The 16193-nt window shown below is 71.8% G+C and carries 18 protein-coding genes and 1 tRNA gene; 16 read left to right on the forward strand and 3 right to left on the reverse strand.

Annotated features, from left to right (window positions below):
* Positions 1-215, forward strand: a 215-nt coding sequence (locus tag LCD35_RS16560) for a hypothetical protein (protein ID WP_225044430.1), incomplete at its 5' end; no start/stop codon positions are given.
* Between the two features lie 179 nt (positions 216-394).
* On the forward strand, positions 395-1057 hold the full coding sequence (gene msrA / locus LCD35_RS16565; protein ID WP_224958328.1) for a peptide-methionine (S)-S-oxide reductase MsrA: 663 nt from the start codon (positions 395-397) through the stop codon (positions 1055-1057).
* 229 nt (positions 1058-1286) lie between these two features.
* Here msrA and LCD35_RS16570 read toward each other — a convergent pair whose 3' ends face one another.
* Positions 1287-1895 (reverse strand): lytic polysaccharide monooxygenase, encoded by a 609-nt coding sequence (locus LCD35_RS16570; protein ID WP_224958330.1) that lies wholly within the window; start codon positions 1893-1895, stop codon positions 1287-1289.
* Positions 1896-2082: 187 nt separating this feature from the next.
* Here LCD35_RS16570 and LCD35_RS16575 point away from each other — a divergent pair, with 187 nt between their 5' ends.
* On the forward strand, positions 2083-2292 hold the full coding sequence (locus LCD35_RS16575) for a dodecin (protein ID WP_224958332.1): 210 nt from the start codon (positions 2083-2085) through the stop codon (positions 2290-2292).
* A 54-nt stretch (positions 2293-2346) separates the two neighbouring features.
* On the opposite strand, the gene LCD35_RS16580 is transcribed toward LCD35_RS16575, so the two are convergent.
* Positions 2347-2419, reverse strand: a tRNA-Gly gene (locus LCD35_RS16580).
* Between the two features lie 102 nt (positions 2420-2521).
* On the reverse strand, positions 2522-3037 hold the full coding sequence (locus tag LCD35_RS16585; RefSeq protein ID WP_225044431.1) for a PPOX class F420-dependent oxidoreductase: 516 nt from the start codon (positions 3035-3037) through the stop codon (positions 2522-2524).
* A 152-nt stretch (positions 3038-3189) separates the two neighbouring features.
* On the opposite strand from LCD35_RS16585, the gene LCD35_RS16590 reads away from it, so the two are divergent.
* The 13 genes from LCD35_RS16590 (at position 3190) to LCD35_RS16650 (ending at position 16114) form a co-directional block, all read left to right on the forward strand.
* Positions 3190-3627: a DUF983 domain-containing protein gene (locus LCD35_RS16590; RefSeq protein ID WP_224958336.1), complete on the forward strand. Its 438-nt coding sequence runs from the start codon at positions 3190-3192 to the stop codon at positions 3625-3627.
* A gap of 31 nt (positions 3628-3658) precedes the next feature.
* Positions 3659-4504, forward strand: a complete 846-nt coding sequence (locus LCD35_RS16595) for an Fpg/Nei family DNA glycosylase (protein ID WP_224958337.1) — start codon at positions 3659-3661, stop codon at positions 4502-4504.
* Between the two features lie 131 nt (positions 4505-4635).
* Positions 4636-5883: a sensor histidine kinase gene (locus LCD35_RS16600; RefSeq protein WP_224968866.1), complete on the forward strand. Its 1248-nt coding sequence runs from the start codon at positions 4636-4638 to the stop codon at positions 5881-5883.
* A gap of 176 nt (positions 5884-6059) precedes the next feature.
* Positions 6060-6956, forward strand: coding sequence for a S49 family peptidase (locus LCD35_RS16605; protein WP_224958339.1), 897 nt, complete (start codon positions 6060-6062; stop codon positions 6954-6956).
* 314 nt (positions 6957-7270) lie between these two features.
* Positions 7271-8128, forward strand: a complete 858-nt coding sequence (locus LCD35_RS16610) for a LytTR family DNA-binding domain-containing protein (RefSeq protein WP_258349521.1) — start codon at positions 7271-7273, stop codon at positions 8126-8128.
* Between the two features lie 118 nt (positions 8129-8246).
* Positions 8247-8552 (forward strand): hypothetical protein, encoded by a 306-nt coding sequence (locus LCD35_RS16615; protein WP_224958340.1) that lies wholly within the window; start codon positions 8247-8249, stop codon positions 8550-8552.
* Positions 8553-8564: 12 nt separating this feature from the next.
* Positions 8565-10349 (forward strand): cation acetate symporter, encoded by a 1785-nt coding sequence (locus LCD35_RS16620; protein WP_224958341.1) that lies wholly within the window; start codon positions 8565-8567, stop codon positions 10347-10349.
* A gap of 506 nt (positions 10350-10855) precedes the next feature.
* Positions 10856-11170 carry a DUF485 domain-containing protein gene (locus LCD35_RS16625; RefSeq protein ID WP_224958354.1) on the forward strand — a complete coding sequence of 105 codons (315 nt, stop codon included), beginning with the start codon at positions 10856-10858 and terminating at the stop codon, positions 11168-11170.
* Positions 11167-12807, forward strand: a complete 1641-nt coding sequence (locus LCD35_RS16630; RefSeq protein ID WP_374108090.1) for a cation acetate symporter — start codon at positions 11167-11169, stop codon at positions 12805-12807. Before LCD35_RS16625 ends, LCD35_RS16630 begins: the two co-directional genes overlap by 4 nt.
* Before the next feature lie 61 nt (positions 12808-12868).
* Positions 12869-13210 carry a rhodanese-like domain-containing protein gene (locus LCD35_RS16635; RefSeq protein WP_224958358.1) on the forward strand — a complete coding sequence of 114 codons (342 nt, stop codon included), beginning with the start codon at positions 12869-12871 and terminating at the stop codon, positions 13208-13210.
* The gene (locus LCD35_RS16640; protein ID WP_224978098.1) at positions 13207-14133 is read left to right on the forward strand and encodes a DUF4328 domain-containing protein; all 927 of its coding nucleotides are present in this window, start codon (positions 13207-13209) and stop codon (positions 14131-14133) included. The genes LCD35_RS16635 and LCD35_RS16640 overlap by 4 nt, the downstream gene beginning before the upstream one ends.
* A gap of 140 nt (positions 14134-14273) precedes the next feature.
* The gene (locus tag LCD35_RS16645; protein WP_308011299.1) at positions 14274-15092 is read left to right on the forward strand and encodes a glycerophosphodiester phosphodiesterase family protein; all 819 of its coding nucleotides are present in this window, start codon (positions 14274-14276) and stop codon (positions 15090-15092) included.
* Between the two features lie 71 nt (positions 15093-15163).
* Positions 15164-16114, forward strand: a complete 951-nt coding sequence (locus LCD35_RS16650; RefSeq protein WP_224978097.1) for a DUF5926 family protein — start codon at positions 15164-15166, stop codon at positions 16112-16114.
* The last annotated feature ends 79 nt before the right edge of the window (positions 16115-16193 follow it).

Raw genomic sequence — 16193 nt, forward strand, 5'->3', positions numbered from 1 at the left:
ACCCCGCCGAGGACGTGGAGACCGCCCGCGACTTCCCGCCGGTCTCCTGGCCGAGCGCCGAGCAGGACGCCGAGCCCGCCGCCGCGCGCAGCTTCACCGGCGACCTGGCCGACCCGTCCGCCACCCCGCCGCGCCGCCGCGGCAGGCACGCCGCCCCGCCGCCGGAGGTGGTGGAGGCCCGCCCGTTGGACCGGTTCCCGCCGCACCGGTCCTGACCGGCGGTGTGACCTGCGCCGACCGGACTGGCGATCACTCGAACGCGCGTTCTACGGTGTTGCTGCGTTCGGGGGAGGGGAGTCCCCACGACGCATCCGCGCCCCGCGCCCGTCACCCCGGGTGCGGGGCGCTCCACACGGCCCGGACCACCGCTGATCCCGCGCGTAGCATCGGTGGCATGGCGCTGTTCTTCGGTGACAGGACCCGCATGATCGGCCCGGACGAGGCGTTGCCCGGGCGCTCCACCCCGCTGCCGGTGCCGGAGCGGCACGCGGTCTTCGGCGACCGCACCATCGTGCCGCCGTTCCCGCAGGGCACCGAGTCGCTGGTCGTCGGCATGGGCTGCTTCTGGGGCGCGGAACGGATCTTCTGGCGCACGGACGGGGTGTGGACGACGGCGGTCGGCTACGCGGGCGGCTACACGCCGAACCCGACCTACGAGGAGGTGTGCAGCGGTCTGACCGGGCACACCGAGGCCGTGCTGGTCGTGTTCGACCCGGCGGTGATCGACCTGGCCGGGGTGCTGAAGGTCTTCTGGGAGGGCCACGACCCGACGCAGGGCCTGCGGCAGGGCAACGACCGCGGCAGCCAGTACCGCTCGGCGGTCTACTTCGCCGACGACGAGCAGCGCGCCGTCGTCGAGCGGACCCGCGACGGCTACCAGGCGGCGTTGACCGCGGCGGGTCGCGGCACGATCACCACCGAGGTGGCGCCGCTGCGCGAGTTCTACTACGCCGAGGGCTACCACCAGCAGTACCTGTCCGAGGCGAAGAACCCGAACGGCTACTGCGGCATCGGCGGCACCGGGGTGTCCTGCCCTGTCGGGCTCGTCACGGAGTGATCGCGGCCGGTCGCCCGGCGTGGCAAGATCCACTCGGTTCGGCCGGGGCGATCCGGGTGAACCGCGAGCGGAATTTACCGCGATTCCGTTCAATAAACAGAATTCCCGGACGGCCGCCGAGCGCGCCGCCGGGAGCGTCAAATTCCGTTCCGCGGAATGCGATGCACCGCGGCCCGGCGTGTTAGTGGCACGCCGGGCCCCGGCACCGGGGACATTCTAGATCATCGAATCAGCCGAAGTTCACGTCCGCGCAGGAGTAGAACGCGTTCGCGGTGTCCGCGACGTCCCACACGCCGACGATGGCGTGCCTGCCGGACTTGCCTTCCGGCATCTTCCCGTCGTGGGTGTAGGTGTTCGGCGGCTGGGCGCCGCCGTAGTCCACGTCGACGAACGGGGTGGGTTCGAGCTGGTCGCGGCTGATCGGCTGGGTGGGGTCCCAACCGTCCTTCGTGACGTAGTAGCGGAACGAGCTGGTGGAGTGCGCCGCCGTGATCTTCCACTGGAACTGGAAGTCCTGACCAGCGGCGACGTCCGTGGTGGGCCACTGGCCGCCGCGCGGGTCGTCCAGCTCGGAGAACTGCTCCAGGCCCGCGGAGCAGATGCTGCCGTCCTCGGGGCCGGCTTCGGGGAAGCCCTTCGGGCCTTCGACGCTCTGCGGTTCCCACTGGATCGCGCCGCAGTCGTTCAGCGTCCCGTTCGAGCAGGCCTCCTGGCGGCTCGCGGGGCTCTGGACGAATCCGTGGCCGGTCGCGACTCCGGACGTGAAAACCGGCAACGCCAATCCGGCGATGCTGACCGCGGCGATACCGATCGTGCTTTTCACACTTTTCTTGAGCATGGGGGAGTGCTCCTTTCTGAATCGGTGTCGCAAAAAGTACGTCTCACTCTTCTGGCTTAATAGCTCCGTTCCGGGCAACATGAGGTTGGCAGACACATCGCTATTGGTCCAGACCTTGAGCCCGATTGGTCTAGCCCATGATCGCCGTCAGCTTGCGGGGTGCTGCGGCCGTGCGGACCATCCCGGCATGGCAGACAACGTCTATCGGGTCACCGAGATCGTCGGAACGTCCGAGCAGGGCGTCGATGACGCCGTGCGCAACGGGGTGCGCCGCGCCGCGCGAACGCTGCGGGAGGTGGACTGGTTCGAAGTCACCGAAGTCCGCGGCCACGTCGAGAACGGCGAGGTCGCGCACTTCCAGGTCGGGCTCAAGATCGGGTTCAAGCTGGAGGACTGACCGGACCGACCACGCACGAAAAAGGCCCCGCCGTCACCGGCGGGGCCTTCTGCGAGCGGATGACGGGACTCGAACCCGCGACCCTCACCTTGGCAAGGTGATGCGCTACCAGCTGCGCTACATCCGCATCAACGATCTCGGGAGTCCCGATCACCGGAGTGATCTTCACGCCCCTCGAAGCGCTGTTGGGAACAGTCTAACCCATCGTTCGCGAGCCGTTCCCGGGGGGTCACCGCCGGCTCGGACCGGCCCGTTCCAACTCGATCCGCAGCAGCACCCGGCGCTCCTCGGCCATCGCCCGCCGGTACGCGGACCAGTCCTCGTGCTCCCCGGCGACCCGGCGGTAGTAGTCCTCCAGCAGCGGCAACGCTGCCGGCTGCTCGACCACCTCCACCGCGCCGTCGACCTGGATCCACTCGCCGAAGAACTCGTCCGGCAGCACGCAGATCCACGCACGGGGGTCCCGCCGCAGGTTCCGCACCTTCGCACTGCCGTCCCGGGTGCTGATCAGCGCGCGCCCGCGGTCGTCGACGGCGACGAGCACGGGCACCAGCTGCGGCGTGCTGTCGGCGCGCAGCGTGCCCAGCACCGCCCGGTGGTGCTCGCGGAGGAAGGAACGCGCCCGGTCGAGATCCATCTCGTCCTCCCCGGTCGTGGTGGTGGCGCCCACCGTAGCGCCGCGGGCCCGGGTTCCGCGGTCGGCGAACCGGCCGGGGCTGGTCCCCTCGCCGTCCGTGATCGACAATGATCCGGGTGCCCCCCGGGTTTCACCCTCAAGGCCGATGACGGGCGCGATACGGTATCGGCACGCTCGGTGACGGCGCGCTGCCGCCGGAACCGGGGGCACGGCTGGGACGAACGATCCGAGAACGCCCGGCGCCGGGCGAGGAGGCGACGATGAACCGGGTGGTGCGGGGATCCGACGGCAGGCTGTGGAACGTGCGTTCCAGCCTGGAGTGGTCGAACCCGATCGCGGGCGACGACTTCGAGCACGACGTGAACGGTGGCGCCGGGCCGGCGATCCTCATGTTCGGCGTGCTCGCTGTTCTTATCCTGACCTTCGTCCTGTGGACCCCGGAGGGCGTTTACATCCCGATCTGGCTGATCCTGCTGCTGATCGTCGCGGTGCTGTTCTTCCCGGTCCGCTGGTTGATGCACCGCCCGTGGACGATCATCGCGGAGACCCCGGGCGACGAGGACGAGCACCAGCCGGAGCGCTGGGTCGGCGTGCAGCGCGGCTTCTTCAACACGCGCCAGGAGACGGCGAAGATCGCCCGCCAGATCGAGCTCTACGCCGAACCCGACATGAACGGTTCCCTGCAGCCGACCGAGTGAGCCCGGCCGCGGATCTTGGCAGACTGGTGGGGTGCCTGAGCTGCCGGAAGTCGAAGCGCTGGCGCGGCACCTGCGGGACGTCGCCGCGGGGCGCGCCGTCACCCGGGTCGACGTGGCCTCGATGAGCGTGCTCAAGACCGCCGACCCGCCGCACACCGCGCTGGTCGGCCGGGTGGTGACCGGCGCGGACCGGCGCGGCAAGTACCTGGACCTGGACTGCGACGGCCTGCACCTGGTGGTGCACCTGGCGCGGGCCGGTTGGCTGCGCTGGTCCGACGCGCTCGCGCCCGCCCCGCCGAAGCCGGGCCGCGGGCCGATCGCGATGCGGGTGCACCTCGACGGACCCGGTTTCGACCTCACCGAGGCGGGCACGCAGAAGCGGCTCGCCGCGTGGATCGTGCACGACCCCGCCGAGGTGCCCGGCATCGCGAAGCTCGGTCCGGATGCCCTCGGCATCACCGAGGAGGAGTTCGCCGCGGTGCTCGCCGGGCGCTCGGAGCGGGTGAAGACGGTGCTCACCGACCAGTCGCGGCTGGCCGGCGTCGGCGGTGCCTACTCGGACGAGGTGCTGCACCGCGCGAAGCTGTCCCCGTTCGCCACCGCCGGGAAGCTGGGCGAGGACGCGGTGCGGCGGCTGCACGCCGCGCTGCGGGAGGTGCTGTCCGACGCCGTCGACCGCTCCCGGGACGCCGCGCGGCTGAAGGCGGAGAAGCGCTCCGGGCTGCGGGTGCACGGGCGGACCGGCCTGCCCTGCCCGGTGTGCGGTGACCTGGTGCGGGAGGTGTCGTTCGCGGACCGCTCGCTGCAGTACTGCCCCACCTGCCAGACCGGCGGCAAGCGGCTGGCGGACCGGCGGATGTCGCGGCTGCTGAAGTGACCGCCGGTCCGGTGCGTCCGGCGCAGCCGACAGGTCCGAACGGAGTCGGTGAGCACCGTTCACCGCTCGGATCCGGCTACCCGGCGTAGCGTTCTTGATTCCCCGCGTGCCTGGGACGAATACTGGTGGACGTGCCGGAGCTGTTGACCGAGCGGACCGTGCTGACCGCGCTCGCCGCCCTCGCCGTGCTCGGAATGTTCGTGCTGCTGTGCCGTTCGCGCCGGGTGAGCACCTCGGTGGAGGACGCGATGCTGACGGCGCTGCACCACGTGACGGGTGCCGCGCCGTTCCTGCGCGCGGGCATGACGCAGGAGTCGGCGGACAAGACCGCCCCCCACCTGCGCGAACTGCTCTCCTGCGTGGCGGTGGGCGTGGTGGACGCGGACGCGACCCTGCTGAGCTGGGACGGCGACGCGAACCAGCACTACGCGGACCTGCGCGGCAAGATCGAGGTCACGCTCCGCGACGGCAAGCGCGAGTACATCGACCACACCGACCTGCTGTGCGACCAGCGCCCCTGCCTGATGCGGTACGGGGTCGTGGTGCCGCTGGAGGTGTCCGGGGAGATCCGCGGGGCGCTGGTGATCATCAGCGGTGGGGACCGGAAGCGGCTGCTGCGCGCGGCCAGCGAGGTCGCGCACCACGTGTCCACCCACCTGGAGCTCGCCGAGCTGCAGGAGTCGAAGGAGAAGCTGGCCCGCGCGGAGGTGCGGGCGCTGCGGGCGCAGATCTCGCCGCACTTCATCTACAACGCGCTCAACACCATCTCCTCGCAGATCCGCAACGACCCGGAGCAGGCCCGCGACCTGCTGATGGAGTTCGCCGACTTCACCCGCTACTCGTTCCGCTCCACCGGCCTCTACACGACGCTGGCCGACGAGATCCGCAACATCGACCGCTACCTGATCCTGGAGCGCGCCCGGTTCGGCCCGGACCGGCTGAAGGTGCAGCTCAAGATCGCACCGGAGGTGCTGCCGGTGGTGGTGCCGTTCCTGGCGCTGCAACCGCTGGTGGAGAACGCGGTGCGGCACGGGCTGGCGACGAAGCCGGGCGGCGGCACCGTGTCGGTGGTGGCCGAGGACCGCGGCTCCGAGGCGCTGATCAGCGTCGACGACGACGGCATCGGGATGGACCCGAACCGGTTGGACGCGGAGCTGGCGAACGCGCACCTCACCGGCGCGCACGTCGGCCTCGGCAACATCAACAACCGGATGCGGGCCACGTTCGGCGACGACTACGGCCTGGTGGTGGAGACGGCGGAGAACGCGGGGATGAAGGTGATCATGCGGGTGCCGAAGTTCGCGCCCGGCGTGCTCCCGCTGCCGGTGGCCGCCTTCGACGAGCCGGCCCCGGGTGCGAGCGCCCAGCCCAGCCGCTGATCCACGCAGCCCAGCCGCTGACCCGCGCAGCCCAGCCGCTGATCCATGCAGCCCAGCCGCTGCGTCCAGCCCAGTCCCTGACCCGCGCCCGGACGGGCCGTTCACCTGGTGCGAACGGTCCCGCCGGCCGCTTCCGGAGCCCGTCGGCGGGCCCGCCGAGCCGGTAACGTCGGGGCATGAACGACAACGCACCGCAGAAGTTCACCGACGTCCTGACCGGCAAGCTCGCCTCGAAGCTGCCGCCGAAGCTGGCCGAGCGGGCCGAACGCGGACCGGTGGTGGCGGTGGTCAAGTTGCACGGCACGATCACGCCGACGCCGAGCCCGATGAACCGCGGCACCATCTCGCTGCAGACCACCGAGTCGGCGCTGAGCCGCGCGTTCGGGCACGACCGGCTGTCCGCGGTGGTGCTGTCGATCAACTCGCCGGGCGGGGCGCCGACCCAGTCGGCGCTGGTCGCGGACCGGGTCCGCCAGCTGGCGGCGGAGAAGAAGGTGCCGGTGCTGGCGTTCTGCGAGGACGTGGCCGCGTCCGGCGGGTACTGGCTGGCGTGCGCCGCCGACGAGATCTACGCGCACCGCACCTCGATGGTCGGCTCCATCGGCGTGGTGAGCGCGAGCTTCGGGCTCGACGGGCTGCTGGAGCGCATCGGCGTGCAGCGCCGGGTCTACACCGCGGGCGAGAACAAGGTGCGGCTCGACCCGTTCAGCCCGGAGAAGGACGACGACGTGCGCTGGCTGCACGGTCTGCAGACCGAGCTGCACGACCAGTTCACCGACTGGGTGCGGGAGCGGCGCGGGGGCAAGCTCGCCGACGCCGACCTGTTCACCGGCGAGGTGTGGACCGGCGCGAAGGCGAAGGAGCTCGGGCTCGTCGACGGTCTGGGCACGCTGCGCGGCATCGTCGCGGAGCGGTTCCCGAAGGCGCACATCGTGGACGTCGAACCGCGCAAGCCGCTGCTGGCCCGGCTCAGCGGCAGCGCCCCCGGCACCCGGCTGGGTCTCGGCGCCTCGGCGTCCTCCCTGGTGGAGGCGCTGGAGCAGCGCGCCCAGTGGTCCCGCTTCGGGCTGTGACCGCCCGGCGGAGCGCGACCGGCGGGACCGCCGCGGTCGCGCTCCCCCGACCCCGCCGCAGTCCTGCCCGGGTGCGCACCGTACGTTGATCCGGCGGCGTGACACACCTCACTCAGCCGTGGCTCGCGGCGTGGCCTGTGTCGCTCGGCCGAGTGATGCCACGATGATCGACGCAGCGGCTGCCACGGCATCCCTCGGCAACGCCGCACGTGCGAGCCGGGCTCCGCGACGACGCCGTCGTGGCGCACCGAGCCGAGAAACCTGATCGTGGACAGTGCGCCACCCGGCGCGGCAGGATTGGCGTTACAGTGAGTATTCAACCGGACACGAGCGCGCAGGTCGGCACCACGGGACTGGTGGTGCTGGCGGTGGACGACGAGATGGCCGGGCTGGACGAGATGAAGTTCCTGCTCGGCAACAACCCGCGGGTGGGCCGGGTGCTCACCGCGTTCGACGCCGCGGAGGCGTTGCGGTTGCTGCGCAGCGACGACCAGCTGCGGTCCCGGGACGGCGAGGACTCCGTGGTGGACGCGGTGTTCGCCGACGTCTCGATGCCGGGGCTCAGCGGCATGGAACTCGCCAGGGTGCTCAACGCCTTCAAGCAGCCGCCCTCGCTGGTGTTCATCACCGGCCACGAGGAGAACGCGCTGGAGGCGTTCGAGGTGGGCGCGCTGGACTACATCATGAAACCCGCCGACGCGGACCGGGTGGACCGGGCGCTGCGCAACATCGAGCGCAGCAAGGCCGAACGCGCCGCCGGTGGCCGGGCCGACGCCACGGCCGCGGAACTCCCCGCCGCGGCCGACGAGGACGAGGTGATCCCGGTGGAACTCGCAGGCACGACGAAGATGGTCTCCCGCAAGACGGTCCGCTGGGTGGAGGCGCAGGGCGACTACGCGCGGCTGCACACCACCGACGGCGGCTCGCACCTGGTGCGGATCCCGCTGGCGCAGTTGGAGGAGCGCTGGGCGGACGCCAACTTCATCCGCATCCACCGCTCGTACCTGGTGTCGATGACGCTGGTCACCGAGCTGCGGATGTCCTCGTCCGGCTACTCGGTGCTGCTCGGCGGCGGCGAGCCGAAGGAGCTGCCGGTCAGCAGGCGCCACACCCGGGAGCTCAAGGACCGGCTGGTGCGCGCGCCGAGACAGGGCTGGGGGTCGCAGGGATGAGCGCGCCCCGCCGCCCGGCCGGTCGGGCATGACGCCGGAACAACCGGCGACCGCCGCAGGCGGCCGCCGTCCCCGCAGGCAGCGCGTCGTTCTCTCCGATCGCCGCCGCAGCAGGCCGGTGGCCCGTACGATCATGGAGCTGGAGGAGCAGACCAGCGTCGGCGAAGTGCTGGTCAGTTACCTGGTGCGCGCCCAGCTGCGGAGCGCACTGCTGATGACGGGTCTGCTCGGGGCCGGGCTGTTCGGCCTGCCGCTGCTGTTCCACGTGCTGCCGTCGCTGGGAGACATGGTGATCGCCGGAATCCGGTTGCCCTGGTTGGTCCTCGGGGTGCTGCCCTACCCGTTCATGGTGCTGCTCGGCTTCTGGTACTCGCGGGCAGCGGCTCGGCACGAGCGCGATTTCCTGCACATGATCGAGCGGTAGCGGGGCTCGGCGGTGCCGGAGATCTCCGTGTTCTGGGCGTTGGGCGGTATCGCCGTCGTGGTGACGGCGACCTTCGCCATCGGCGTGTGGGGGTCGAGCCACGCCCGGACCACCTCGGACCTGCACCGCGCGCGGCGCCTGGTGCGGGAGGAACGCAACGCGGCCGCGATCTCCGGCGAGTACCTGTCCGCGGCGTCGTTCCTCGGCGTGGCCGGGCTGGTGCTCAAGGACGGGTCGCAGGCGCTCTGGTACCCGATCGGGTTCGCCTCCGGCTACCTGGCGGTGATGTTGTTCGTGGCGGCGCCGCTGCGCCGGTCCGGGGCCTACACGGTGCCGGACTTCGCGGTGGTGCGGCTGGATTCGCCCTGGCTGCGCTGGTTGACCACGGCGTTCGTGGTGCTGATCGGCTGGCTGTACCTGGTGCCGCAGTTCCAGGCGGCCGGGTTGACGTTCGCGGTGCTCACCGAGCTGCCCGCCTGGGTGGGTGCGGTGGCGCTGCTGCCGGTGGTGCTGGCGAGCGTGTTCAGCGGCGGCATGCGCGCGGTGACCCTGGTGCAGGCGTTCCAGTACTGGCTGAAGCTGTTCGCGATCACGGCGCCGGCGTTCGTGCTGTTCGGGGTGTTCCTGCTGGGCGGTTCGGCGGACCGGTTGAACGAGCCGGGACCGGTGTTCGAGACCCGGACCGCGGTGGAGGTCGAGACGCCGGTGACCTTGCGGGTCGTCGAGCCGACCTGGGTGCTGGTGGACGCGCCGCGGGAGTCGCCGGGCGGCCCGTTGCAGCCGAACGGGCAGGCGAACACCTGGGTCCCGCCGGGGGAGTACGCGGTCGACGCGGGCAGCACCCTCTCGTTCGAGGCGGGCGCGGCGGTTCCGGTGGTGTCCGAGGCGGAACCGGACAACGGTTCGTGGCTGCACCCGTCCGGCTCCGGTTCGGCTTCGCTGGTGGGCACGTACTCGCTGCTCGTGGCGACGTTCCTGGGCACGATGGGCCTGCCGCACGTGCTGGTGCGCTTCTACACGAACCCGAGCGGGCACGGTGCGCGGCGCACGGCGCTGTTCGTGCTGGTCCTGCTGGGCACCTTCTACCTGTTCCCGACGGTGCTGGGGCTGCTGTCCCGGTTGTTCGTGCCGAAGCTGCTGGTCACCGGGCAGACGGATGCCGCGGTGCTGCTGCTGCCGAACGCGATGCTGAGCAGCTGGCCGGGCGGGGTCCTGACGTCGTTGACGGCGGCCGGCGCGTTCGCGGCGTTCGTGTCGACCTCGTCCGGGCTGGTGGTGAGCCTGTCCGGGGTGGTGTCGTCGAACTTCCAGCGGGTGCGGGGCTGGCACATGCCGCTGCTGCTGCTCGCCTCGGCGGCGGTGCCGATGGTGCTGGCGCTGCTGGTGGCGGAGCAGGACTTGGCGCGCAGCATCGGGTTGGCGTTCGCGATGGCGGCGTCGACGTTCTGCCCGCTGCTGGTGCTGGGGGTGTGGTGGCGCGGGCTGACGGCGTTCGGCGCGGCGGCCGGTCTGGTGGCGGGCGGCGCGCTGGTGCTGGCGGCGCTGGTGGTGGGAGCGCTGCGTCCGGGCGGCGAAGGGGTGCTGGCGGAGCTGGTGCAACAGCCGGCCCTGGTGAGCGTCCCGGTGGCGTTCCTGGTGATGGTGCTGGTCAGCGCGGGCACCAAGCGGCAGCTTCCGGAGGGCGTGTCCCGGGTGATGCTGCGCATGCACGCGCCGGACCGGCTGGGTTTTCAGGACGATCGGCGGGTGCGCAAGCCCGTGCCGAGCAAGGATTCCGGCGGTCGGCACCGGCGTTAGCCCGATCGGATCAGCTCGTTCGGCGGTGCGGTGCGTCGGCGGCGGGCGCCCGGCGACCGGTGGTGGTGCCCCCGGTCCGGTGATCAGCGCGAATGTGGTCTCGGGACCGGGCTCCCCGGTGTTCACCGCGTGCGATGGGCGGCCGGTGCGCGCCGCTCCGCGCCGTCGCGTCCGGTTCGTCCGGGTGGCCGGTCGGGCGTCTCGCTGACCTGCCGAGTCTCGCATTGGGCCGTACGGGTAGTTGGCGTGACAGGGGTCACTCCACGTGTCATAATCAGGGATTTGTCGGCGCTTCGGTCACCCAGCGGATTGATATCAATCCACGTTCGGGGTCTTTCCAGATTCGGACGAACTACGTAGCGTTCGCGCGTCGACAGGAGATAGAGGTCACACGTCGCCGGCGGGCGCGACCTCTCCTACCCAGGAGGACAACCGTGAGCTCCACGGGCCAGAGCGACCCCAGCCCCGGCAGCGACCCCAGCGCCAGCGGCGACCCAGGTCCCGCCATCGACGCCGAGACCTGGGCGGCCGCGCAGAACAGCCCCGAATTCGCCACGCTCCGGCAACGGCTGCGCACATTCGTCTTCCCGGTATCGGCGATCTTCCTCGTCTGGTACCTGGTCTACGTCCTGCTCGCCGACTACGCGCACGGGTTCATGAGCATCAAGCTCATCGGCAACATCAACGTGGGCCTGGTGCTCGGGCTGCTGCAGTTCGTCTCCACCTTCCTCATCACGACGCTCTACGTCCGGTACGCCAACAAGAACCTGGACCCGGTCGCCGAGCAGATCCGCGAACGCGTCGAAGGAGAGCAGCGGTGACCACACTCCAGGCCGCCCACCCGTTCCTCGCGCAGCAGACCGACACCGCGTCCAACCGGTGGCTCAACATCGGCATCTTCGGGCTGTTCGTGCTGGTCACGCTGGTCATCGTGTTCCGCGCCAGCCGCAACACGCGCACCGCCTCGGACTACTACGCGGCGGGCCGGGCGTTCAGCGGGCCGCAGAACGGCATCGCGATCTCCGGTGACTACCTGTCGGCGGCGTCGTTCCTCGGCATCGCCGGGGCCATCGCCGTGTACGGCTACGACGGGTTCCTCTACTCGATCGGCTTCCTCGTCGCCTGGCTGGTGGCGCTGCTGCTGGTCGCGGAGCTGCTGCGCAACACCGGCCGCTACACGATGGCCGACGTGCTCAGCTTCCGGATGCGGGAGCGCCCGGTGCGCACCGCCGCCTCGCTGTCCACGCTGGCGGTCTCGTTCTTCTACCTGCTCGCCCAGATGGCCGGCGCCGGCGGGCTCATCGCGCTGCTGCTCGGCATCGAGAGCAAGGGCCAGCAGGCCATCGTGATCGCCGTCGTCGGCGCGCTGATGATCCTGTACGTGCTGGTCGGTGGCATGAAGGGCACCACCTGGGTGCAGATCATCAAGGCCGCGCTGCTCATCGCGGGCGCGTTCGTGATGACCCTCTGGGTGCTCGGCCACTACGGGTTCAACCTGTCCGGGCTGCTCGGGGCCGCCGTGGAGCGGGCCGGTGCCGGTGGTGAGGAGCTGCTCAACCCGGGCGCGCAGTACGGGGCCAGCAGCACCAGCAGGCTCGACTTCGTCTCGCTGGGCATCGCGCTGGTGCTCGGCACCGCAGGGTTGCCGCACGTGCTGATGCGCTTCTACACGGTGCCCACCGCGAAGGAAGCCCGCCGCTCCGTGGTGTGGGCGATCTGGCTGATCGGGCTGTTCTACCTGTTCACGCTGGTGCTCGGCTACGGCGCCGGGGCCATGGTCGGGCCCGAGGCGATCAAGGACGCGCCGGGCGGCGTGAACTCGGCGGCACCGCTGCTGGCGCTGCAGCTGGGCGGCCCGCTGCTGCTCGGGTTCATCTCCGCGGTCGCGTTCGCGACCATCCTCGCCGTCGTCGCCGGCCTCACGATCACCGCTTCGGCATCGTTCGCGCACGACATCTACGCGAACGTGCTCAAGAAGGGGAAGGTCGACGACAAGAACCAGGAGGTGAAGGTCGCGCGGATCACCGCGGTGGTGATCGGCATCGTCTCGATCCTCGGCGGCATCGCGGCGAACGGGCAGAACGTGGCGTTCCTGGTGGCGCTGGCGTTCGCGGTCGCGGCCTCGGCGAACCTGCCGACGCTGCTGTACTCGCTGTTCTGGAAGCGGTTCAACACCACCGGGGCGCTGTGGAGCATCTACGGCGGGCTCGCGGTGACCATCGTGCTGATCGTGTTCTCGCCCGCGGTGAGCGGCAACGAGGAGGCGATGTTCCCGGCGCTGGACTTCGCGTGGTTCCCGCTGAAGAACCCCGGGCTGATCTCGATCCCGGTGTCCTTCCTGCTCGGCTACCTCGGGACCGTCCTGAGCAAGGAGCCGCACAACGCGGCGAAGTACGCGGAGATGGAGGTCCGCTCGCTCACCGGGGCGGGCGCCGAGAAGTCCACCCCGCAGCACTGATCGCCCCACCTCACGACGGGCCCACGGGCGGCGTGGCAGCATCGGGTCCGTGACTACCCCGATGCAAGTACCCGGCGTGCCGCCGGAGGAGCTGCCCGCCGAGCTGCCGGACGCGAAGTCGGTGCTGCTGGACGTGCGGGAGAACGACGAGTGGGCCGCGGGCCACGCCCCGGGCGCGCTGCACATCCCGATGAACGAGGTGCCGCAGCGCCTCGACGAGATCCCCGAGGCCGACCAGGTCTACGTGGTGTGCCGCTCCGGCGGCCGGTCCGCGCGGGTCACGGCCTACCTGAACGCGAACGGCTGGGACGCGGTGAACGTGGAGCGCGGCATGAACGGCTGGTCGGCGATCGGCCGCCCGGTGGTGTCGGACGAGCCCGGCGCCGACCCGATCGTGCTGTGACGACGCCGCCGGACCGCCCGGCCGGATCGGGCCTGCGGGTGGAGTGGGTGGCCACTCCGCCCGGTGGCCTGCGGCCGCGGCGCCGCGCGCGCCCACCGGCCCGCTATTCGGGCCCGCCGTCCTACCCGGGCGTCCCCCGCTGGGGTTTTCCGCTGCTGGGCTGGCGGTGGCCGTTGGCGTTGCCGACGCGCCCGCAGGTCGACCCGGTGCAGCGGGTGACGTGGCTGTCGGCGATGTCGTGGTCTGCGTTGTGGCTGATGGCGGCGGTGTCCGGCGTGGCGGCGGTGGCCGAGGCCTGGCGGTACGGCCTGCTGCTGATGAGCCGCGGTTCGGCGTTGTCGAAGGTGGCGCTGGACCTGTCGGACACGCTGGTGGTGACGTCGGGCGTGCTGAGCTGGCTGCTCGGCGCGACCAGCGGGGTGTTCGCGGTGCTGTGGCTGGTGTGGGCGCGGCGCGCGTCGGCGCGGCAGCTGGAGGTGGTGCCGCGCCGCCCGGAGTGGCAGGTCGTCGCGGGCGTCCTGGTACCGGGCTGGAACCTGGTGGCGCCGGGCACGGCGCTGGCGGAGCTGGAGCACGGGGTGCTGGTGGCGGCCGGTGCGCGTCGTGCGGCGGAGCGTCCGCGGCCGTCGCGGCTGGTCGGGTGGTGGTGGGGTTCGTGGGCGTTGAGCCTGCTGCTGGGCTGGGCCGCGCTGCTGTGGGGCTTCCGGGACGGCGTGCAGGCGATGGCGGACGGCGTGGTGCTGCACTTCTGGGCGGACGTGGCGGCGGCCGCGTGCGCGGTGCTGGCGATGCGGGTGATCACGTACGTGACGAACCTGCTGGTGCCGTCGGACCCGACGCTGCTGGCGCGCCCGCGCGTCGTCGGCGTCCGCGGTGCCCCGGAACCGCCGCGCGCGGCTCGGCCGGCGGACGCCCCCCGCTGATCTGACCGCAGGCGAACGACCCACCAGAAGCCCCACCAGGTGAGTGGCCCACTCGTCCAGCCGTACCGGGTGGATGGCCCGTTCACCTGGCGGGCCTCCGGCGTGGTGGGCTCGGGCGGGCGGTCGGGATAATGCCCGGCATGGGTTCCCCGCAGGTCGTCGCGCACCGCGGTGCGTCGGCGGAACGCGCCGAGCACACCCTCGGCGCCTACCAGGTGGCCCTGGACCAGGGGGCCGACGCGCTGGAGTGCGATGTCCGGGTCACGCGGGACGGACACCTGGTGTGCGTGCACGACCGCCGGGTGGACCGCACCTCCTCGGGCCGCGGCGTGGTGAGCGAGTTGACGTTGCCCGCGATGTCCCGCTTCGACTTCGCGCACTGGCACCACGAGCTGCCGGAGTCGGCGGACGAGCTGGTGTTCGAGCCGCGGGCGAGCGCGGCGGTGGGCGCCGCGCAGCGCCGCATCCTGACCTTCGACGACCTGCTGGGCCTGGTGCGCGCGCAGCGCAGGCGGATCCGGTTGTTCGCGGAGACGAAGCACCCGGTGCGCTACGCGGGCCTGGTGGAGGCGAAGTTGACGGCGGCGTTGGCCCGGCACGGCGTGTCGGCGCCCGCGCACAAGGACGAGTCGCCGGTGGTGATGATGTCGTTCTCGTCGGCGGCGGTGCGCCGGTTCCGGGCGGACGCGCCGGGCGTGCCGACGGTGCTGCTGTTCGACCGGGCGTCGCGCGCGGCGCGGGCGGGGGAGCTGCCGCGCTGGGCCGACCTGGCGGGCCCGAGCATCCGGTTGCTGCGCCGGGACCCGGAGCTGGCGGGCCGGTGGGCGGCGCGGGGCCGGGACACCTACTGCTGGACGGTGGACGACCCGGCGGACGTGGAGCTGTGCCGCCGCGCGGGGGTGCGGTTCGTGGCGACGAACCGGCCGGGTGCGACGCGGCTGCGGTTGTCGGGCGGCTGACCCGGGACGTCGGTCGCGGTGGCGGCTCGATAGCGTCGGTGGGTCTTGTCACAGCTGCGAGGAGGCTTCGAGTGTCGAAGCGTACGGCCACCCCGTCCCAGCGAGCTGAGGGCGCCGTCGGCCCGAGGCAGCCTTGCCCGTGCGGGTCGGGGAAGCGCTACAAGGCGTGCCACGGCAAGGCGGGCGGCGCCACCGATGTGATCGTGACCAGGCCTTTCGAGGGACTCGCCGCGGAGGGTGATCTGGTCGCGCTGCGCGAGTTCGTGCCGTCGGCGACGGCACGGCTGCCGCTGCTGTCCGGCCCGGAGGTGACGGTCGCGTCGGTGCTGCCGATGGCGGCGGCCGCGGTGCGCCGCACGGACGGGCAGGCGTTCATCGGCCTCCAGGTGCAGACCCGTTCGGGTGATTTGAGCCGGGACCTGGCCCGCGCGATCGAGTGGGTGCAGCAGGCGGAGCCGGGCCAGTCGCTGCCGGTGGTGGGCCCGGAGCCGGCGCAGGCGGAGGTCCGGACGCGCCTGCAGGACCTGCTCGACCCGGCTGCGGAGCTGGACGTCCAGCTGCACGAGGACTTCGCGTGGTGGCTGCCGGAGGGCACCGAGGCGACCGGCGAGGTCGCGCTGTCCTTGGAGCGGGCGAACGCGGCGATCATGCCCACGGAGCGGTTGACCGCGGAGGGCGCGCGCTCGGCGTACTGGGTGGACCCGGGCGAGAAGGCGCACCTGCGCTGGGTGCGCCCGGAGCCGGAGGAGAAGTTGCTGGCCGCGCTGGCCCGCCTGTCGGCGCGCGGTGAGCTGGCGCTGGACGAGGACAGCCGGTTCGCGGGTTCGTTCCGCGCGCACGGCGTGCTGGTGCCGGTGTGGGACCTGGACCGGGACAAGCACCCGCGGGAGTGGAACGAGCCGGCCGCGGCGCTGGGCCGCCGGTTGGCGGAAGCGCTGGAGTCCCTGGAGGACTCGCCGCTGGACGCGACCGAGCGCCGGTCCCGCGACGGGCTGCGCGGCCGCCAGGTCACCTTGCGCTGACGCGGTTCCCCGGCCGGGAGCGCGCTGGGCCGTTCGAGTGAATAGGCCTCGTTCCGGCAACCGCGCGCCCCGGCCTCGC

Origin of the sequence: Saccharopolyspora sp. 6V (genome assembly GCF_020176785.1) — a bacterium.
GTDB classification, from domain to species: Bacteria; Actinomycetota; Actinomycetes; order Mycobacteriales; family Pseudonocardiaceae; genus Saccharopolyspora_C; species Saccharopolyspora_C gregorii.

Excerpts from the sequence above, each read along its gene's own strand:
- msrA (WP_224958328.1), top strand. The coding sequence starts at position 395 with ATGGCGCTGTTCTTCGGTGACAGGACCCGCATGATCGGCCCGGACGAG.
- LCD35_RS16570 (WP_224958330.1), bottom strand. The coding sequence starts at position 1,895 with ATGCTCAAGAAAAGTGTGAAAAGCACGATCGGTATCGCCGCGGTCAGC.
- LCD35_RS16575 (WP_224958332.1), top strand. The coding sequence starts at position 2,083 with ATGGCAGACAACGTCTATCGGGTCACCGAGATCGTCGGAACGTCCGAG.
- LCD35_RS16590 (WP_224958336.1), top strand. The coding sequence starts at position 3,190 with ATGAACCGGGTGGTGCGGGGATCCGACGGCAGGCTGTGGAACGTGCGT.
- LCD35_RS16605 (WP_224958339.1), top strand. The coding sequence starts at position 6,060 with ATGAACGACAACGCACCGCAGAAGTTCACCGACGTCCTGACCGGCAAG.
- LCD35_RS16635 (WP_224958358.1), top strand. The coding sequence starts at position 12,869 with ATGCAAGTACCCGGCGTGCCGCCGGAGGAGCTGCCCGCCGAGCTGCCG.
- LCD35_RS16645 (WP_308011299.1), top strand. The coding sequence starts at position 14,274 with ATGGGTTCCCCGCAGGTCGTCGCGCACCGCGGTGCGTCGGCGGAACGC.